The 16,145-nt window shown below is 68.9% G+C and carries 17 protein-coding genes; 7 read left to right on the plus strand and 10 right to left on the minus strand.

The features are described from left to right. Window positions 1–5 precede the first annotated feature (5 nt). Window positions 6–1,112 (minus strand): acetoin utilization protein AcuC, encoded by a 1,107-nt coding sequence (locus tag GT007_RS04010; RefSeq protein ID WP_409348913.1) that lies wholly within the window; start codon window positions 1,110–1,112, stop codon window positions 6–8. Here GT007_RS04010 and GT007_RS04015 point away from each other — a divergent pair. Beyond that, complete coding sequence (locus tag GT007_RS04015; RefSeq protein ID WP_236571490.1) at window positions 1,111–1,566, plus strand: low affinity iron permease family protein; 456 nt, start codon at window positions 1,111–1,113, stop codon at window positions 1,564–1,566. The two genes, GT007_RS04010 and GT007_RS04015, sit on opposite strands and share 2 nt — an antisense overlap. 200 nt (window positions 1,567–1,766) lie before the next feature. Here GT007_RS04015 and prpB read toward each other — a convergent pair whose 3' ends face one another. Then, window positions 1,767–2,690 (minus strand): methylisocitrate lyase, encoded by a 924-nt coding sequence (gene prpB / locus GT007_RS04020; RefSeq protein WP_160120267.1) that lies wholly within the window; start codon window positions 2,688–2,690, stop codon window positions 1,767–1,769. Between the two features lie 19 nt (window positions 2,691–2,709). Next, on the minus strand, window positions 2,710–4,101 hold the full coding sequence (locus GT007_RS04025; protein WP_160120268.1) for a sodium:proton antiporter: 1,392 nt from the start codon (window positions 4,099–4,101) through the stop codon (window positions 2,710–2,712). 130 nt (window positions 4,102–4,231) lie between these two features. Between GT007_RS04025 and GT007_RS04030 the strand changes: the two genes are divergently transcribed. The 6 genes from GT007_RS04030 to GT007_RS04055 are packed head-to-tail and all read left to right on the plus strand — an operon-like array spanning window position 4,232 to window position 9,611. Then, window positions 4,232–4,867, plus strand: coding sequence for a CoxG family protein (locus GT007_RS04030; RefSeq protein ID WP_160120269.1), 636 nt, complete (start codon window positions 4,232–4,234; stop codon window positions 4,865–4,867). Next, the gene (locus GT007_RS04035; RefSeq protein WP_236571491.1) at window positions 4,864–5,721 is read left to right on the plus strand and encodes an AAA family ATPase; all 858 of its coding nucleotides are present in this window, start codon (window positions 4,864–4,866) and stop codon (window positions 5,719–5,721) included. Before GT007_RS04030 ends, GT007_RS04035 begins: the two co-directional genes overlap by 4 nt. Continuing rightward, complete coding sequence (locus GT007_RS04040) at window positions 5,718–6,977, plus strand: vWA domain-containing protein (RefSeq protein ID WP_160120270.1); 1,260 nt, start codon at window positions 5,718–5,720, stop codon at window positions 6,975–6,977. The genes GT007_RS04035 and GT007_RS04040 overlap by 4 nt, the downstream gene beginning before the upstream one ends. After that, window positions 6,974–7,288, plus strand: coding sequence for an XdhC family protein (locus GT007_RS04045; protein WP_160120271.1), 315 nt, complete (start codon window positions 6,974–6,976; stop codon window positions 7,286–7,288). The genes GT007_RS04040 and GT007_RS04045 overlap by 4 nt, the downstream gene beginning before the upstream one ends. A gap of 50 nt (window positions 7,289–7,338) precedes the next feature. Then, window positions 7,339–7,962, plus strand: coding sequence for an XdhC family protein (locus GT007_RS04050; protein ID WP_236571492.1), 624 nt, complete (start codon window positions 7,339–7,341; stop codon window positions 7,960–7,962). Further along, window positions 7,962–9,611 carry an NTP transferase domain-containing protein gene (locus GT007_RS04055; RefSeq protein WP_160120273.1) on the plus strand — a complete coding sequence of 550 codons (1,650 nt, stop codon included), beginning with the start codon at window positions 7,962–7,964 and terminating at the stop codon, window positions 9,609–9,611. The genes GT007_RS04050 and GT007_RS04055 overlap by 1 nt, the downstream gene beginning before the upstream one ends. Before the next feature lie 6 nt (window positions 9,612–9,617). Here the strand turns inward: GT007_RS04055 and GT007_RS04060 are convergent, their stop codons facing one another. The 7 genes from GT007_RS04060 to hslO all read right to left on the minus strand — a co-directional run bounded on the left by GT007_RS04060 (window position 9,618) and on the right by hslO (window position 16,084). Continuing rightward, the gene (locus GT007_RS04060) at window positions 9,618–10,532 is read right to left on the minus strand and encodes a PepSY-associated TM helix domain-containing protein (RefSeq protein WP_160120274.1); all 915 of its coding nucleotides are present in this window, start codon (window positions 10,530–10,532) and stop codon (window positions 9,618–9,620) included. Window positions 10,533–10,622: 90 nt separating this feature from the next. Then, window positions 10,623–11,216, minus strand: a complete 594-nt coding sequence (recR, locus tag GT007_RS04065; RefSeq protein WP_160120275.1) for a recombination mediator RecR — start codon at window positions 11,214–11,216, stop codon at window positions 10,623–10,625. Between the two features lie 10 nt (window positions 11,217–11,226). Continuing rightward, window positions 11,227–12,876: a heparinase II/III family protein gene (locus GT007_RS04070; RefSeq protein WP_160120276.1), complete on the minus strand. Its 1,650-nt coding sequence runs from the start codon at window positions 12,874–12,876 to the stop codon at window positions 11,227–11,229. 1 nt (window position 12,877) lies between these two features. Further along, window positions 12,878–13,537: a ribulose-phosphate 3-epimerase gene (gene rpe, locus GT007_RS04075; protein WP_160120277.1), complete on the minus strand. Its 660-nt coding sequence runs from the start codon at window positions 13,535–13,537 to the stop codon at window positions 12,878–12,880. Window positions 13,538–13,553: 16 nt separating this feature from the next. Further along, complete coding sequence (locus tag GT007_RS04080) at window positions 13,554–14,579, minus strand: SAM-dependent methyltransferase (RefSeq protein WP_160120278.1); 1,026 nt, start codon at window positions 14,577–14,579, stop codon at window positions 13,554–13,556. A 210-nt stretch (window positions 14,580–14,789) separates the two neighbouring features. Then, window positions 14,790–15,140, minus strand: a complete 351-nt coding sequence (locus GT007_RS04085) for a DUF423 domain-containing protein (RefSeq protein WP_160120279.1) — start codon at window positions 15,138–15,140, stop codon at window positions 14,790–14,792. Continuing rightward, a complete protein-coding gene (hslO, locus tag GT007_RS04090; RefSeq protein ID WP_160120280.1) occupies window positions 15,140–16,084 on the minus strand; it encodes an Hsp33 family molecular chaperone HslO in 945 nt (314 codons plus the stop codon). The genes GT007_RS04085 and hslO overlap by 1 nt, the downstream gene beginning before the upstream one ends. Window positions 16,085–16,145: the final 61 nt, after the last annotated feature.

A 16,145-nucleotide genomic window follows, 5' to 3' on the forward strand; every position in this document is an offset into this window, starting at 1 on the left:
CCTCATCATGCCACGGGCAGCGGATTTTGCAGCAGGGCCAGGGTTTCTTCCTGTAACGGCCCCTGACGTGGAGCATCGGCCAGAGTGGTGAACCAATGCTCTGGCGGGTTGCGGCCGGCGGCGCGATGGAAGGTCAGGGCGCGCAGCACTGCTTCCGCGGGTTCCGGCAGGCGGTCAGGCGGTTCCAGCCCGTTCAGAATGCCCCAGGCGCCGGCCCAGCAACGCGCGACGGACCAGGGATTGTACCCGCCCCCGCCCAGCAGCACGAAACGCGGCGCGGCCCGCATCAGCGCGCGCACCACGGCCCAATGCGCCTGGTTGGACATGCCGAGGCGCGAGAGCGGGTCCTCCAGGATCGCATCGGCGCCGCATTGCAGCATGATGGCCTGGGGGCGCAGGGCATCGACGATGGGCAGGATGCCGTGCTCCAGCACCGCCAGCATGTCCGAGTCGCTGGCGCCTTCGGCCAGGGGGAAGTTGCGGGCCTGGCCGCCGGCGACATCCGCGGCGGCGCCGGTGAAGGGCCAGCGCCTGCCCTCATGCACCGAGACGGTGAAGACCCGGGCCTCGTCATGGAAGGCATCCTGCACGCCGTCGCCATGATGGGCGTCGATATCGACGTAGAGGATGTTGGTCAGCCCCGCATCCAGCCAGCTCAGCAGCCCCAGCACGGCATCGTTCACGTAGCAGAAGCCTGAGGCCCGATCGGCGCGCCCGTGATGGGTGCCGCCCCCCGGCACATGCACGATGCCGCCGCGCGCCACCGTCAGCCGCGCGGCCAGCATCACCCCGCCCGCGCTGGTGGCGGGGCGGCGGAAGATCTCGCGGTACACCGGATTGCCGTCTGCGCCGATGCGGTGGCGGTCACGGTCGGCGGGATCCACGGTCTGGCTGGCCTCGGCGCGCCGCAGGGCCGCGACATACTCCGGCGTGTGGAAGCGGATGAGTTCCTCCACGCTCGCCATCGGGCTGTCCAGGTAGCGCGCCGGGTCCATCCAGCCCAACGCCCGGATCAGGTCCAGCGCGGTGGAGACGCGGGGGATCGCCAACGGGTGCTTGGGCCCGTAGGTGGAGCGGCGATAGATCTCGCTGCCGATCAGGAGCGGGGGCATGGCCATCGATATGCGCCGGAAGGGCGAGCCCGCAACCCCCGGGCGCGGCAGGCGTTCCTGCCGCATGGCACAGGAACGTCTCTTTACCGGTATCGCCAAAGGGGCGGCCCGTCAGGCCGGCAGGCCCTGGGCCTTCATGCTGGCGCTGGGCATCGTTGTTGTGTGGGGCATCACCGGGCCTGTCTTTGGCTATTCGGACACCTGGCAGCTCGTGATCAACACGGGCACCACCATCGTGACGTTCTTGATGGTGTTTCTGATCCAGAATGCCCAGAACCGGGATACCGAGGCTCTGCATATCAAGCTGGATGAGTTGATCCGCGCCACCCATCGGGCGCGGAACAGCTTCATGTCGCTGGAAGACTTGAGCGAGAACGAGCTGGCGCAGATCCGGCGCCAGCTGGAGCAGATGCAGGAGGGCTGCAAACCCGGAGAGGTGCAGCCCGCCGGTTAGATCATCATCTGATCGGATAAAGATGATCGTGAAAACAAATACCTAGAGCGGTTGCCGTGAGCCGGTGCGAACGGAAACCGCTCTGGTGTCCTGATTCCGAAATCCCTCGGATTTCGTTCTCAGGCCACCAGCCTGTGTTTTCAGTGGCCTGCTGATCCGCTGCGTCCGCGGGAGATCCCGCGAACTTCGCGGGCAGGACACTAGCTGCGCTGGGGCATGCCCGTCGGGATCACGGTCTTCACCAGGCTCGCATCCAGCTCCTCGTACTTGTGGTAGCCGATGGTCTCATACAGCTCCGCGCGGGTCTGCATGCGGCCGATGGCGTTGTGGGTGCCGCCCTCGGCCTTGATCTGGTTGTAGAGGCCTTCCATCGCCTTGTTGGCGATGCGCAGGTGCGACACCGGCCAGATCACCATGGAGTAGCCGAAATCCTGGAATTCCTGCGCTGTGAAGAAGGGCGTGCGGCCGAACTCGGTCATGTTCGCCAGCAGCTTCACGCCGGGCATGCGCTTGGCGAACTCGATGAACATCTCACGCGTGGTCAGGGCCTCGGGGAAGATGGCGTCGGCGCCGGCATCCAGATAGCGCTTGGCGCGGTCCACGGCGGCATCCATGCCCTCGCTGGCCACGGCATCGGTGCGGGCGATGATGTACAGGTGCCGGCGGGCCTTGCGGGCGGCGGCGACCTTGGCCGCGAACTCATCCGCGCTGGCCAGCTTCTTGTCGTTCAGGTGGCCGCACTTCTTGGGCAGGTTCTGGTCTTCCAGCTGCACGGCGCCGGCGCCGGCATCCTCGAAGCAGCGGACCATGTGCATGACGTTCAGCGCCTCGCCATAGCCCGTGTCGCCATCCACCAGCGTGGGCAGCATGGAGGCGCGCGCCACCTGGCGGACATGGAAGCACACATCCTCGATGGTGATCATGCCGAGGTCGGGCAGGCCCATGGTGGCCGACATGGCGGCGCCGGACAGGTAGAGGGCCTCGAAGCCCGCCTTCTTCGCCAGCAACGCGGCGATGCCCAGATGCGCGCCGGGCATCTGCAGGATCTGCGGCCGCTCCAGCAGCGCGCGGAAGCGCTCGCCGGCGGGCAGATGGGGCAATTCGTCGCCGATCACATAAGGCATGGTCTCACTCCCTCGGGTTTCATCGGAAGAATAGCAGCGTGACGAGCACGAAGCAGGGCAGCAGGAACAAGGCAGCCCAGCCGCAATAGCCGAAGAAGGAGGGCATGCGCACCCCACCCTCCTCCACGATGGCCTTCACCATGAAGTTGGGGGCGTTCCCGATATAGGAATTGGCCCCCATGAAGACGGAGCCGCAGGAGATGGCGGTCAGCGTCAACGCCCCCTGGCCCATCAGCGCGCCGGCATCGCCTCCGGCCAGGTTGAAGAACACCAGGTAGGTCGGCGCATTGTCCAGGAAGGAAGACAGCGCGCCGGACAGCCAGAAATACACCCACGGGATCGGCGCGCCAGCGGCATCGCTGGTCAGCGCCACCAGCCCGGCAGCGGCCCCGGCAGGGCCCGCTTTCAGAATGGCCAGCACCGGGCCCATGCAGATGAAGATGGCAGCGAACAGCTTGGCCACTTCGGTCATCGCGCCCCAGGTGAAGCCATTGGCCTCCCGCAGGGCGGCGGGGGTGATGGCCACGGAGATTCCGGTGATGGCCAGAAAGGCCAGGATCGCAGCAAGCTGCTGGATCGGCATGGTTTCACCGAACAAGGAGGCGCTGCCCGGCTTCCACGCCCCCTGCATCAGCACCACGGCCACCACCCCCCCGATCAGGGCCAGGTTCACGCCGCCTTCGACACGCAGCGGCTCGGGTTCGGCGGCTGGCGGGGCAGGGCGTTCGCGGGCCCAGGCCCAGCTGTCCAGCGCATAGAACAGTGCCAGCAGGATAACGGCGCAGGTCAGGAACTCCGCCGCCAGATGCTGGGTGGGCCAGAAGAAGGACACCCCGGCCAGAAAGCCCAGATAGAGCGGTGGGTCGCCGATCGGTGTCAGGCTGCCGCCGATATTGCTGACCAGAAAGATGAAGAACACGAAGACGTGCGTCTTGCGCCGGCGAAAGGCATTGGCCCGCAGCACCGGCCGGATCAGCACCATGGAGGCCCCGGTGGTGCCCATGACCGAGGCCAGCACCGTGCCCAGCGCCAGCAGCGCCGTGTTGGTGGCGGGCGTGCCCATCAGCCGGCCGCGCAGCAGCACGCCGCCGCCTGTCGTGTATAGTGCCAGTAGCAGGGCGATGAAGGGGATGAATTCATGTGCCGCGACATGCCGCAATTCGCTCCATGCCGTGGCGGGACCGAAGATCATGGCCATGGGCAGCAGCACCAGCGTGGCCCAGCCGGCAGCGATCTTGCCGTAGTGATGGTGCCAGACCTGACCGGCCAGCAACGGCATCAAGGCTATGGAGAGCAGGATGCCGGCGAAGGGCAGGCCCCAGGCCAGTGAGAGCGCCGCACCATCCAGCTCTGCCGCGCCCTCTGCCGCGCCGGCGGGCGCGGACATGCCCCCGAAGAACAGAAGCATCATGCCAGCCAGGCCGAATCTCATGCCTACCCCTTCCTGCTTCTGACCCCTGTTCCCAGATACGCTGGCCTTGCGGGACTTTCCAGCCAGCTCGCCCCCCCCTAAAACCCAGGTAACCAGCGGAGACATCACTATGGAAATGACCGGCGAGCGCCTGATTCCGGCGCCACGTGAACAGGTCTGGGCCGCGCTGAACGACCCGGAGAAGCTCAAGACCGCCATTCCGGGCTGTGAGGTGGTGGAGAAGCAGAGCGAGACGGACATGACGGCCCGCGTGGCCCTCAAGATCGGTCCGATGGCCGCGCGCTTCACCGGCAAGGTCAAGCTGGAGAATCTGAACCCGCCCGAGAGCTACACCATCACCGGTGAAGGCAATGGCGGCGCCATGGGCTTCGCCAAGGGCGGCGCCGATGTGAAGCTGGAGTCCAAGGGCCCGAGCGAGACCTTGCTCTCCTACCAGGTGAAGGCCCAGGTGGGCGGCAAGATGGCCCAGCTCGGCGCGCGGCTGATCGATGCCACGGCCAAGCAGATGGCCGACCAGTTCTTCGACCGCTTCGCCGCCCAGCTGACGCCCGCCCCGGTGGCGGAAGCGCCGGCCGAGCCCGGCGCGGCCCCGGCCGCCGTGGCGCCCGCCCCGGCCCCGGTCGAGGCTGGCGGTATCTCCATCTTCAGCCTGATCCCGAGCGAGATCGGTGGCCTGCCGCTGCCGGCCTGGATCGGCGGCTTCCTGTTTCTGATCATCCTGTATCTGGTGTTCCTGTCCTCGTGAGCGTCGAGGCCACGGAGGCGCTGCTCGCCTCGCAGGGCTATGTGGCCGACCGCTCCCTGGCCACCGTCGTGCATCTCAGCCTGGCCATGGGCCGCCCCCTGTTCCTGGAGGGCGAGCCCGGCACCGGCAAGACCGAGATCGCGAAGGTGCTGGCCAAGGGGTTGGGCCGGCAGCTGGTGCGGCTGCAATGCTACGATGGGCTGGATATCTCGGCGGCGGCCTATGAATGGAACGCCGCGCGCCAGCTCATGGCCATCCGCATGGCCGAAGGTGGCGAGAAGCCCGACATCTACGCCCGGGAATATCTGCTGGAGCGTCCGCTGCTGTCGGCCATCTCCGGCCCGCCCTCGGTGCTGCTGATCGACGAGCTGGACCGGGCGGATGAGCCTTTCGAGGCTTTCCTGCTGGAGATCCTGGCGGATTTCCAAATCACGGTGCCGGAGCTGGGGACGATCAAGGCGGCAACCCCGCCCGTGGTCATCATCACCTCCAACCGCACGCGGGAGGTGCATGACGCCATCCGCCGCCGCTGCCTGTACCAGTGGGTGGACTACCCCGACGGTGCGCGGGAGCGCGCCATCCTGAAACTCCGCGCGCCCGAGATGCAGGATGCGCTGGCCGATCAGGTGGTGGCCTTCGTGCAGAAGCTGCGCCAGGGGGATTACTTCAAGCTGCCCGGCGTGGCCGAGACCATCGACTGGGCCAAGGCGCTGGAGGCGCTGAACGCCAGGGAGCTGGAACCCACGGTGGTGGATGAAACCCTCGGCGTGCTGCTGAAATACCAGGACGACATCGCCAAGCTGCGCGGTGCCGAGGCGGCGCGGCTGATCGAAGAATCGCGCCCCCCGCAGTGACGGAGGACCGGCGCGCGGAGCTGCGGGCGGCCACGGCCGCTTTTGCCGAGGCGTTGACGCCCCGGCCCAGCCTCACGCCGCCGCCCGGCAAGGCGCTGGCCGCCAATGTGGTGGCCTTCGCCCGCCTGCTGCGCCGGGCGGGCCTGCCCGTGGGCCCGTCGGAGACACTGGCCGCGGCCCGCGCCCTGTCCTTGATCGATATCGGCCAGAAGGCCCAGGTGCGCGCCGCCCTGCGCGCCGTGATGGTGCATCGGCACGAGCACGCCGAGATCTTCGACACCGCCTTCGCCATCTTCTGGCGCGACCCGGAGGCCAGCCGCCACGCCGCCGCCATGGCGATGCTGGAGGGCATGAAGCCCGAGGAGAAGCCGCGCGCCGGCAGCCGCCGTATGGCCGAGGCCATGGCCGGCGATCGCCCGCCGCCCCCGCCCAAGGAACCCGAACAGCCCCCGCCGCTGCAGGATGCCTCGCTGACGGTCAGCGCGCTGGAAAAGCTCCAGACCATGGATTTCGAGGCCATGAGCGCCGCCGAACTGGCCATGGCCCGCGCCGAGATCCGCAAGCTGCGCCTGCCGCTGGATGAACGCCCGACCCGCCGCACCCGGTTGGGCAGCCGGGGAACGCGCATCGACCTGCGCGCCACTTTGCGCCGCGCCCGGCGTTCGGGGGGGGAGATCACCACCCTGGTGCGGGCCCGCCGCATCACCCGCCCGCCGCCGCTGGTGGCCATTTGCGACATTTCCGGCAGCATGGCCCGCTATGCCCAGGTGCTGCTGCATTTCCTGCATGCCGTGACCAATGACCGGGACCGTGTCTCCTGCTTCCTGTTCGGCACGCGCCTGACCAACATCACCCGCCAGTTGAAGCACCGCGATGCCGAGGTCGCCTTCGAGATGGTGGCCAAGCTGGTGCCCGATTGGTCCGGCGGCACCCGGATCGGCGAGGCGTTGGAAAAGTTCAACAAGCTGTGGTCCCGCCGCGTGCTGGGGCAGGGCGCGGTGGTGTTGCTGATCACCGATGGGCTGGACCGGGACGGCGCCGCGGGCCTGGCCGAAGCCACGGAGCGTCTGCAGCAATCCTGCCGCAAGCTGATCTGGCTCAATCCGCTCTTGCGCTATGCGGGTTTCCAGCCGAAATCCCAAGGCATCCGCGCGATGCTGCCACATGTGCATGAGTTCCGTCCGGTCCACAGCCTGGATTCCCTCAAGCAACTGGTGGCCGCTCTCAGCGCGCGAAACAGCGGGAGGACCCGATGAGCGAGGACATTCTCTCCGTCGCCGCCGGCTGGCGTGACGCCGGCGAAGCGGTGGCGATCGCGACGGTGGTGGAAACCTGGGGCTCCAGCCCCCGGCCTCCTGGGTCACGCTTCGCCGTTTCGGAAACCGGCCGCATGGCGGGCAGCGTCTCGGGCGGCTGCATCGAGGGCGCGGTGGCAGAAGCCGCCCGCCAGACCATGCAGAACGGCGCGCCGCAACTGCTGGATTTCGGCATTTCCGATGAGATGGCCTGGGAAGTGGGCCTGGCCTGCGGTGGCAAGCTGAAGGTGTTCGTGGAGAAGCTCGGGTGACACCGGATACCCTTTCGCGTCTGCAGGCGGCCGTTGCGGCCAAGGTTCCGGTGGCGCTTTGCACGCGCCTGTCCGACGGCGCCCAGATCCTGTTCCCTGAGGATGCGGCCGAGCCCGGCCTGGCGGAGGCCGCCGCCGCGGCCCTGGCGGCCGACAAGGCCGCGAACCACGAGGGCTGGTTCATCCACCCCCACAACCCGCCGATGCGCCTGTTCATCGTGGGGGCGGTGCATGCCGGCCAAGCCATGCTGCCGATGGCCGCTGCTCTGGGTTATGCCGTGACCGTCATCGATCCGCGCCGCGCCTTCGCGACGGAGGAACGCCTGCCCGGTGTGGCCATCAGCCATGACTGGCCGGATGAAGCGATGGAAGGCCTGAAGCCCGACACCCGCACCGCCATCGTGACCCTCACGCATGATCCCAAGATCGACGATCCGGCTCTGGATGCCGCGCTGCGTAGCCAGGCCTTCTATATCGGCGCGCTGGGCAGCACCCGCACCCATGCCAAGCGTGTGGCGCGGCTGAAGGAGCTGGGCCATGGCGACGATGCCATCGCCCGCATTCATGCCCCGGTCGGGCTGGATATCCGCGCCGTGACGGCGCCCGAAATCGCGTTGTCGATCATGGCGGAGATCGTGGCGGTGCGCCGCGGATCCCGCCTGGCTGTGCGCTGATGCGTTTCGGCCCCACCCCGCTGGAGGACGCCAAGGGTGCCGTGCTGGCGCACACGCTGCGTGTGCCCGGCCGCGTGCTGAAGAAGGGCACGGTGCTGCAGGAGGACGATATCGAGGCCCTGCGCGCCGCCAATCTGCGGGAAGTGGTCGCCGCCGTGATGGAAGCGGGCGATGTGCCGGAGGACGAGGCCGCCCAGCGCATCGCGGAGGCCCTGATGGCCCCGCTGATCGTGAAGTCCCGCGCCGCGACCGGGCGGGTGAACCTGTTGGCCGATGCCCCAGGGCTGCTGGTGCTGGACACTCAGGCGATCGAGCGCCTGAACGCGCTGGACGAAAGCCTGACCATCGCCACCCTGCCGAACCACAGCCTGGTGACGGCGCGGGAAATGCTGGCGACCATCAAGGTGATCCCTTTCGCTGTTCCGGGGCCCGTGCTGCATGTGGCGGAGGCGATGCTCAAGGCGGTACCGCGCCCGGTGTTCAGCATCGCGCCGCTGCGCCCGCTGAAGGTGGGGCTGGTGATGAGCGAGTTGCCCGGCCAGAAGGAAAGCGCCATGGAGGGCGCGGTCGAGGTCACCCGCGCCCGCGTCGAAGCCCTGAACGGCACCATGCTGCCGGTGGAGCGGGTGAAGCACGAGACACCCGCCATCGCCGATGCCCTGGTCCGGCTGCGCAAGCAGGGGGCCGAGATGTTCCTGATCGCCGGGGCCTCCGCGGTGGTGGATCGGCGCGACGTGGCGCCTGCGGCCATCCAGCGTGCCGGCGGGCGGCTGATCCATTTCGGCATGCCGGTGGACCCCGGCAATCTGCTGTGCCTGGGTGCGATCGGCGATGCGCCGGCGATCGTGCTGCCCGGTTGTGCCAAAAGCCCCAAGCTGAATGGTCTGGACCTACTGCTGCACCGCCTGTTCGCCGGGCTGGAGGTCACGGCCCGCGACGTGATGGGCATGGGCGTGGGTGGCTTGTTGAAGGAAATCAGCGAACGCCCGCTGCCGCGCGACAAGGCGCCGAACACCCCGCCCTCCCCGCACGCGCCCCGCAAGGCGCGGCAAGTGGCGGCCTTGGTGCTGGCGGCCGGACGTTCCCGCCGCATGGCCCCGCTGAACAAGCTGCTGGTCGCGGACGACAAGGGCATCGCCATGGTGACGCGGGTGGTGGACCACGCGCTGGCCAGCCGGGCGCGGCCTGTGATCGTGGTGACAGGGCATGAACGCGACCGGGTGGAGGAAGCCCTCGCTGGCCGCCCGGTGATCTTCGCCCATGCCGAGGATTATGCGCAGGGGCTCTCCGCCAGCCTGAAGACCGGGCTGGCCGCGGTGCCGCCGAATGCCGATGGCGTGCTGGTCTGCCTGGGCGATATGCCGCTGGTGAGCGGCACCATGATGGATCGCCTGCTCTCAGCCTTCGACCCGGAGGAAGGGCGTGCCATCGTGCAGCCCACCTATCGGGGCAAGCAGGGTAACCCCATGCTGTGGAGCAAGGAATTCATCCCCGCCATCATGGAGGTGACCGGCGATGTCGGCGCCCGGCATCTGGTGGGCCTGCATGCGGACCGCGTTGTGGAAGTCGAAATGCCCAATGACGGTGTCTTGCGGGATTTCGATACGACGGAGGCGCTGAGAGGCGCCCCCGGCTTCAGCAAGGTCTGAAGCCCTTCAGGCTGGGCTGGAGCGCACCCTGCGCGCGGCCCGGTTGCGGCGCTTCGTCAGTTCCCGCCGGGCCCAGAGAATGGCGCCCGTCACCAGCAGCCCCATCATCGCCACGGAGGCGATGATGTTCAGGACGCTACCGGTCAGCCCGCCCCAATTGCCTTCATGCAGCACGCGCGGCCAGGCGGTCGGCATGCGGCGCAGGCCCTCCGCCTCGGCGCGATAGATGACGGCGGTCCCGCTATCGTCCAGCACCCGCACCAGCCTCCCACCCCCGATGGGGCGGACAAAATCCAGCCCGTTCATGTCGTGCAGGGCGGCCACCTGCTGCAGCGTGATGGTGACGGGCAGCGGGTTGCCCTGGGCGCGCGGCGGGGGGGGCGTGAAGCTGATGCCGAAAGCTAGGGCCAGGCCCGTCAGCGGGCTGCCCACGACCAGCGGCAGCAGCACCCAGCCTGTCACCTTGTGCCAGCCGGACAGCGTATTCCGCAGCCTCGGCCAACCCAGCAACATTCCCAGCGGTGCTAGTGCGACCATGGCGATGGTGCTCGCCGTGACCAGCCAGCCCAGGTCCAGCAACAGGGTCTCATGCAGGCGGCGCGTGGTGCCGAAGGCGCCGGCCAGCACGCCAGGTGCGGTCGGGGCGGCGGTGGCCAGGCTGTAGGTGGTCATGCTGCCCCTGCGGCCGAGTGCCACTGTGCCGTCATAGCCCTGGATGAAGATGGGGCCGCGGGCGGCCTCGGGCCCCGCTGCATCCAGCACGGCGTTCAGCCGCTCCAGCGTGATGGTGCCGGGGGCTGTGGTCGCCTTCAGGGCGGGTTCCAGGGACAGGAACAGGCCTGTGCCGATCACCAGCAGCAGAGGGAGGGAGAAGGTGAGTGCCACCCAGCGATGCAGGCGCAGGAACAAGGGTCTGGACATAGTCCGCCTGATATTGCGAATGACTATCACTAGCTTATCAGGTGCGGCCTGAGCGTAACATCCCCACCGCCCTACGTAATGGAATGTAACTTATACGGCCCTGCGGGATTTCAGCGCCGCCGCCAGCGTGCCGTCATCCAGCACATCCAGCGCGCCGCCGATGGGCACGCCCTGCGCCAGCCGCGTGATCTGCACGCCGGTAGGGGCCAGGCGTTCCGCCAGCACATGCGCGGTGGCGGCGCCATCCACTGTGGCCGGCAGGGCCAGGATCACTTCCCGCGTCCTGCCTTCCGCGATGCGTGCCAGCAGGGGCTGGATGGACAGATCACCCGGGCCGGTGCCGCCCAGCGCCGAGAGCAGCCCACCCAGCACATGATACAGGCCGTGATGGGCGTGGGCGCGCTCCAGCGCCCAGAGCTCTGCGACGCCCTCCACCACGCAGATCGCATCCTGGTCCCGCGCCGGGTCTGAGCAGATGCGGCAGGGATCGGTGCTGTCCAGATTGCCGCACACCCGGCAGGGCTTCACGGCGGCGGCAGCGGCCGTGAGCGCGTCGGCCAGGGGCAGCATGCGCGCGGCTGGATCTTGCAGCATGCGCAGCACGGCGCGGCGCGCGCTGCGCCGGCCGAGCCCCGGCAGCTTCGCCAGCATGCCGACCAGATGCTCGATGGCATCATGCCTCATCGCCTGGGCGTCAGCCTTCCGGCTGGGCCACGATGCGGTTGATCTCCCAGCCCACCGCCTCGGTGCCCGGTTCGGCGTGCAGCACGATCTGCTGGGTGCGGCGCGGCTCGGCGGCCATATAGACGCTTTCCTCCAGCGCTACGCGGGCGCCGCCGGCCACCAGCCGCCAGCCATGGCCGGAGGGCAGGCGCATCAGCACATGGCTGCCGTCGCCCGACATGCTGGCGGTAACGCCAGGATGCAGGTGAAAGCGCACGGCCCAGGCCAGGGTCTCGGTGCCCCCGCCTGGGAGTTCGATGGAATCCTCGCCGTGCAGGTCGTCCCCGCCCTCGGCCAGATAGAGCTTGCGGCGGTGGATGGCGCCATAAGGCTTGCGGTAGCCGTCATGGGCGATGTCCAGCCAATGGGCGTGGTCGTGCTCCTGGCGGTCCACTTCCACGCGCTCGGGGCGGCGGGCCATGCCGTCCTCCCGCAGCTCGGCGGAGGAAGTGTCGGCCAGCACCAGCGTGGAATGGGCGGCGGTGGAGCGCAGGGCATCCCGCCAACTGCCATCGGTCAGCGGCAGGGCGCCGCAGTTCACGATCAGCCGGTCCCGGCCGACGGACATTTCGAACGAGGAGGTGCCGGCATGGGCGAAGCGGTCCGTGCCGCGCGGCAGGCCGGTCGCCACATCCGGGGCGCGGCCCGGGGGTGGGGCCCCGCAATCCACGATCACCAGCGTGCGGCTGCCCTGCATGCGATGAAAGCCGGTATCGGCCAGCAGCATGGGCGCGCGGCCCCGCGCCTGGCCATGGTGCAGCACCAGGTCCACCAGCGTCGCCGCTTCCTCACGCGTGCCGTTGAACAGGGCCAGCCCGCCATCCTGATGCCGGAAGAAGCGCAGCGCCTGGCAGGCGCGTTCCAGCACCAGGGCCAGCTGCGCCGGGGCATTCACCCCCGCGCCATGCAGCAGGTTCCGGATCTCGATGACATCCTGCACCGCGGCCAGATGCTGGCCGGGGCTGCGCTCCACATGGCCGCCATCAGGGTAGAATTGCCGCTCCAGCTCGCTGGGCAGCAGCCGCAGGGCGCGGCCGAGCCAGCCTTCCTCCTCCAGCGCCACGGCGGCTGCCATGGCGGCCTTGAGCGTGACGAGCGCGCCGCGATGCGCCGCCTCGGCCGGCAGCCCGGCCAGTATGGCCCGGGCATCCTGCGCCAGGCGCTGCATCAGGGCGCGGCGGAAGCCGTCATCGGCGGTGGCCGCCATGAAATCCCAATGGCCGAGCCAGGCCGAGATCCGCGCCCCGGCCACTTCCGGCGCCTGCGCCAGATCCTGGCTCGATCCATTGGCCAGCCAGTCATAGGCCAGATCCCTGGCGCGGACGCGGGCGGCATCCGTGCCGAGCGCCCGCAGATCCCGCAGCCAGGCGAAGCCATGTGCCGCAGCGCGCCACAACAGCGGCCCGTCAGCGGGTGCCCAGCCGATGGAAGGCTGTTCGTCCACTGCCGGCAGCAGGGTGAAGGCGGAGCCAGCGATTTCGAATTCGCCCTGCACGAGGCGCGCGCCGCGCGCGGCTTCTCCGGGCCAGAGATCCTTGAAGGGGCGGGCGGGTGCCTCGGGCACTCGCAGCGGCTTCAGCCCCGCGAGCCAACGCCGTGCGTTGCGGACCAGATCCGGCATGTCAGGCGTTCCCTCCCCCCCTCAGCGCGGTGATCGCCGCGGCGTAATCCTTGGCACCAAACACGGCCGTTCCGGCCACCAGCACATCTGCGCCGGCTTCCAGGCACAAGGGTGCCGTGGTCGCGGTCACACCGCCATCCACCTCCAACGCGATATCCCTGCCGGAGGCTGCGATCATCCTGCGGATGCTGGCGATTTTCGGCAACTGGCTCTGAATGAAGGATTGCCCGCCGAAGCCGGGATTGACCGTCATCACCAGCACCAGGTCCACCAGATCCATCACATGCTCGATGGAACTGGCGGGGGTGGCGGGGCACAGAACCACCCCGGCCTTCTTCCCCAGCTTCCTGATTGCCTGCAGGGAACGGTGCAGATGCGGCCCCGCTTCGACATGCAGCGAGATCACGTCCGCCCCGGCATCGGCGAAGGCTTCCAGATAGGGATCGACCGGCGCGATCATCAGATGCACGTCGAACGGCATGGCCGAGAGCGGGCGCAGCGCCTTCACCAGCGCGGGGCCATAGCTGATGTTGGGCACGAAATGCCCGTCCATGATGTCCAGGTGCAGCCAGTCGGCACCTGCGGCCTCGATGGCGCGCAATTCCTCACCCAGGCGGGTGAAATCGGCGGCGAGCAGGCTGGGGGCGATACGAACGGACATATTACGTGCTGTAGCCCTACGAATGCGCCGGCGGCAACCAGGCGAAGGTCAGTTCATGCTTGTTGTGGGCGCTGTGGAACACCCGGGCATGGGGAATAGCGGCGAAGCTGGCCGCGATCTCATGGTCCGTCCCGCCCTGGAACTTGATGGAGCAGAAGATGCGCCGGGCCTTGCCGGCGGCGATCCAGCGCTCCACCAGCCGCAGCAGCCGGGCCGGATAGCAGATCACGTCGCTGAACAGCCAATCGACGGGCTCTTCCTTCTCCGGGTCCAGGGCGAAGGCGCTGTCCTGCCGCCAGGAGACGCCGGGCATGGCGGCCACATTCGCATCCAGCGGGGCCTTGTCCACGGCTTCGACCTCGGCGCCCAGCTTGGCGATCGCCCAGGTCCAGCCGCCGGGCGAGGCGCCGAGATCCATGCAGCGCTGGCCTGGCTCGGGGTGCTCGCCGATCCGGGTCAGGCCTTCCCACAGCTTCAGATAGGCACGGGAAGGCGGGCCCTCCTTGTCCTCGACGAAGCGCGGTTCGCCGTTCGGGAAGGGGCTGGTGGTGGTGGGCGAGGCCAGGATGAGATCGGGCGATAGCAGCGTCCAGCCGCCCAGATGGCTGGCAGGCGGGGCTTCCGGAAAGGCCAGGGGGGCGGCCTTCACCGGCGGCAGGCGATCGGCGATCAGCGCGGCGCGGCGGTGGTGGAAGGCCGGCAACAGGGCCCAGTTGCGCTGGATCGCGCGCAAGCCATCCGCCGCGGCCTTCACCGAAGGCGCGGGCAGCAGCAAAGGGGCATCCCACACCGCCAAGGCCCAGGCCGCAGGCTGCGCGGGTTCCGAGGACAGCACCAGCCGCCCGTGCGGCACCAGGTGATGAATCCCCTTCAGCCGCAATTCCTCCAGCAACTGTGCTTCGAAACCAGGGGCCGCGACCCAGGCGGTGGCGGGGGCTTCCTCGAAGGGCCAGGGGTTTTCAGGCGGAATGGGGGCCGGCTCGGGCGCTACCTCATGCACCGGGCGCTGCGGCGCGCGACGTTGGCGGTGAAAGGCCGGCATGCTGGGGGCGCGCGGCGCGCGGGGGCCTTCCTCGCCGGTCGGAAAAGCAGGGCGCCCGCGATGGGCAGAGGGCTTCTTGGTACGGGGAGGAGAGCCGGGAGGGCGGGGCATGGGTGCGGCCTGGGCAAAAGACTGAAAGAACGAGGCCGGAACCGGCCGCCTGTGTGCATGGTAACACGACAAAGGCGTAAATGCATGCGGGCGGGTGGCTCAGCGCCGCAGGGCGGCGACACTCACCCAGACCCAGCCCAGCATCATGGCCGTGCCGCCCAGCGGCGCCACCGGGCCCAGTGAGGCACCCGCGAACACCCGGTACAGCACGGCACCGCAGAATAGAACCAGCCCCGCGGCCAGCAGCAGCCCGGCGGCGCCCAGCATCGGCTTGCGCTCGGCCCAAAGGCCCAGGGCCAGCAGGGCGGGGGCATGCCAGCCCGCCAGGGCGGCGACGCTTTCCAGCATCCGGCGCTCCGCCTCGCCGGGGGCGGCGTGGGCGCCCACGGCGGCCACGGCCACCGCCAGCAGGCCGGCGACGCCTGCCAGGGCCGGCAACAGACGGCCCATCAGCGCTTCACCTCGGCCCGGTTGAAGCGGAAATCATGGTTGCAGAACTCGCAGGTCATGGTGATCACGCCTTCCTCTGCCATGTGGTCCAGGTCATCGTCCGGGAAGCCCGCCAGCACGCCCGACAGCCGTGCGCGAGAGCACCGGCAGCCATAGGACAGCGCCCGGGCCCGGTTCAGCATCAGCCCTTCCTCATGGAACAGGCGGTACAGCAGCTCCTCCGAGGGCAGGTCATCATCGAGCATTTCCTCCTCCGTCAGGGTGGAGGCGAGGCTGACGGCGGTGGTCCAGGCATCGTCGGCTTCTTCGTCCGACAACTCATCGATGCCGCCGCCAGCCGCCACGCGTTCCATGATGAAGGCGGTGGCGCGCCAACCATGGGGCGTGCGGGCGCAGGCCAGGCGGACGAAGGCGCGCAACTGCTCGCTGGCGGCGAAATAGGCGTGGGTCATTTCCGCCAGCGTGCCGCCCTCCAGCGCCACGATGCCCTGGTAGCGTTCCATGTCCGCCCCCTGGTCGCAGGTGAAGGCGATGTATCCGCTGCCCAGCAGGGCGCCGGCGCCGGGGCTAGGTTCCACGGAAAGCAGTTCCGACAGCTTCTCCGGCGTCGCGCGGGCATAGCCGCGCAGCTGGCCATCATCGGTGCAATCGGCCACCAGCATCGGCACCACGCCGTCGCCCTTGGCCTGGATGGAGAAACTGCCCTTGTACTTCAGCGCGGCGGCGAGGCCGGCGGTCAGGGCCAGCGCCTCACCCAGCATGCGGCCCACGGCCTCCGGGTGATCGTGGCGGGACAGCAGCGCGTCGGCCAGCGCGCCCAGGCGCACCAGGCGGCCGCGTACGGGCTTCTGGTCCAGATGGAAGGGTTGTACCGCCGTGACCTCCACCAGGTCGGGCACCGGCGGGCGGTCGGTTCGCAGGAAGTCGGGCAGGGGCTCGCTCATGCGCGTGTTGCGCGCATGGCAGCCCGCTTCCGTCAAGGGGCAGATGCACATGCCCCATGTG

This window comes from Rhodovarius lipocyclicus (assembly GCF_009900765.1).
Classification (GTDB): domain Bacteria; phylum Pseudomonadota; class Alphaproteobacteria; order Acetobacterales; family Acetobacteraceae; genus Rhodovarius; species Rhodovarius lipocyclicus.

Excerpts from the sequence above, each read along its gene's own strand:
- GT007_RS04015 (WP_236571490.1), top strand. The coding sequence starts at position 1,111 with ATGGCCATCGATATGCGCCGGAAGGGCGAGCCCGCAACCCCCGGGCGC.
- GT007_RS04010 (WP_409348913.1), bottom strand. The coding sequence starts at position 1,112 with ATGCCCCCGCTCCTGATCGGCAGCGAGATCTATCGCCGCTCCACCTAC.
- prpB (WP_160120267.1), bottom strand. The coding sequence starts at position 2,690 with ATGCCTTATGTGATCGGCGACGAATTGCCCCATCTGCCCGCCGGCGAG.
- GT007_RS04025 (WP_160120268.1), bottom strand. The coding sequence starts at position 4,101 with ATGATGCTTCTGTTCTTCGGGGGCATGTCCGCGCCCGCCGGCGCGGCA.
- GT007_RS04030 (WP_160120269.1), top strand. The coding sequence starts at position 4,232 with ATGGAAATGACCGGCGAGCGCCTGATTCCGGCGCCACGTGAACAGGTC.
- GT007_RS04045 (WP_160120271.1), top strand. The coding sequence starts at position 6,974 with ATGAGCGAGGACATTCTCTCCGTCGCCGCCGGCTGGCGTGACGCCGGC.
- GT007_RS04055 (WP_160120273.1), top strand. The coding sequence starts at position 7,962 with ATGCGTTTCGGCCCCACCCCGCTGGAGGACGCCAAGGGTGCCGTGCTG.
- GT007_RS04060 (WP_160120274.1), bottom strand. The coding sequence starts at position 10,532 with ATGTCCAGACCCTTGTTCCTGCGCCTGCATCGCTGGGTGGCACTCACC.
- recR (WP_160120275.1), bottom strand. The coding sequence starts at position 11,216 with ATGAGGCATGATGCCATCGAGCATCTGGTCGGCATGCTGGCGAAGCTG.
- GT007_RS04070 (WP_160120276.1), bottom strand. The coding sequence starts at position 12,876 with ATGCCGGATCTGGTCCGCAACGCACGGCGTTGGCTCGCGGGGCTGAAG.
- rpe (WP_160120277.1), bottom strand. The coding sequence starts at position 13,537 with ATGTCCGTTCGTATCGCCCCCAGCCTGCTCGCCGCCGATTTCACCCGC.
- GT007_RS04080 (WP_160120278.1), bottom strand. The coding sequence starts at position 14,579 with ATGCCGGCCTTTCACCGCCAACGTCGCGCGCCGCAGCGCCCGGTGCAT.
- GT007_RS04085 (WP_160120279.1), bottom strand. The coding sequence starts at position 15,140 with ATGGGCCGTCTGTTGCCGGCCCTGGCAGGCGTCGCCGGCCTGCTGGCG.
- hslO (WP_160120280.1), bottom strand. The coding sequence starts at position 16,084 with ATGAGCGAGCCCCTGCCCGACTTCCTGCGAACCGACCGCCCGCCGGTG.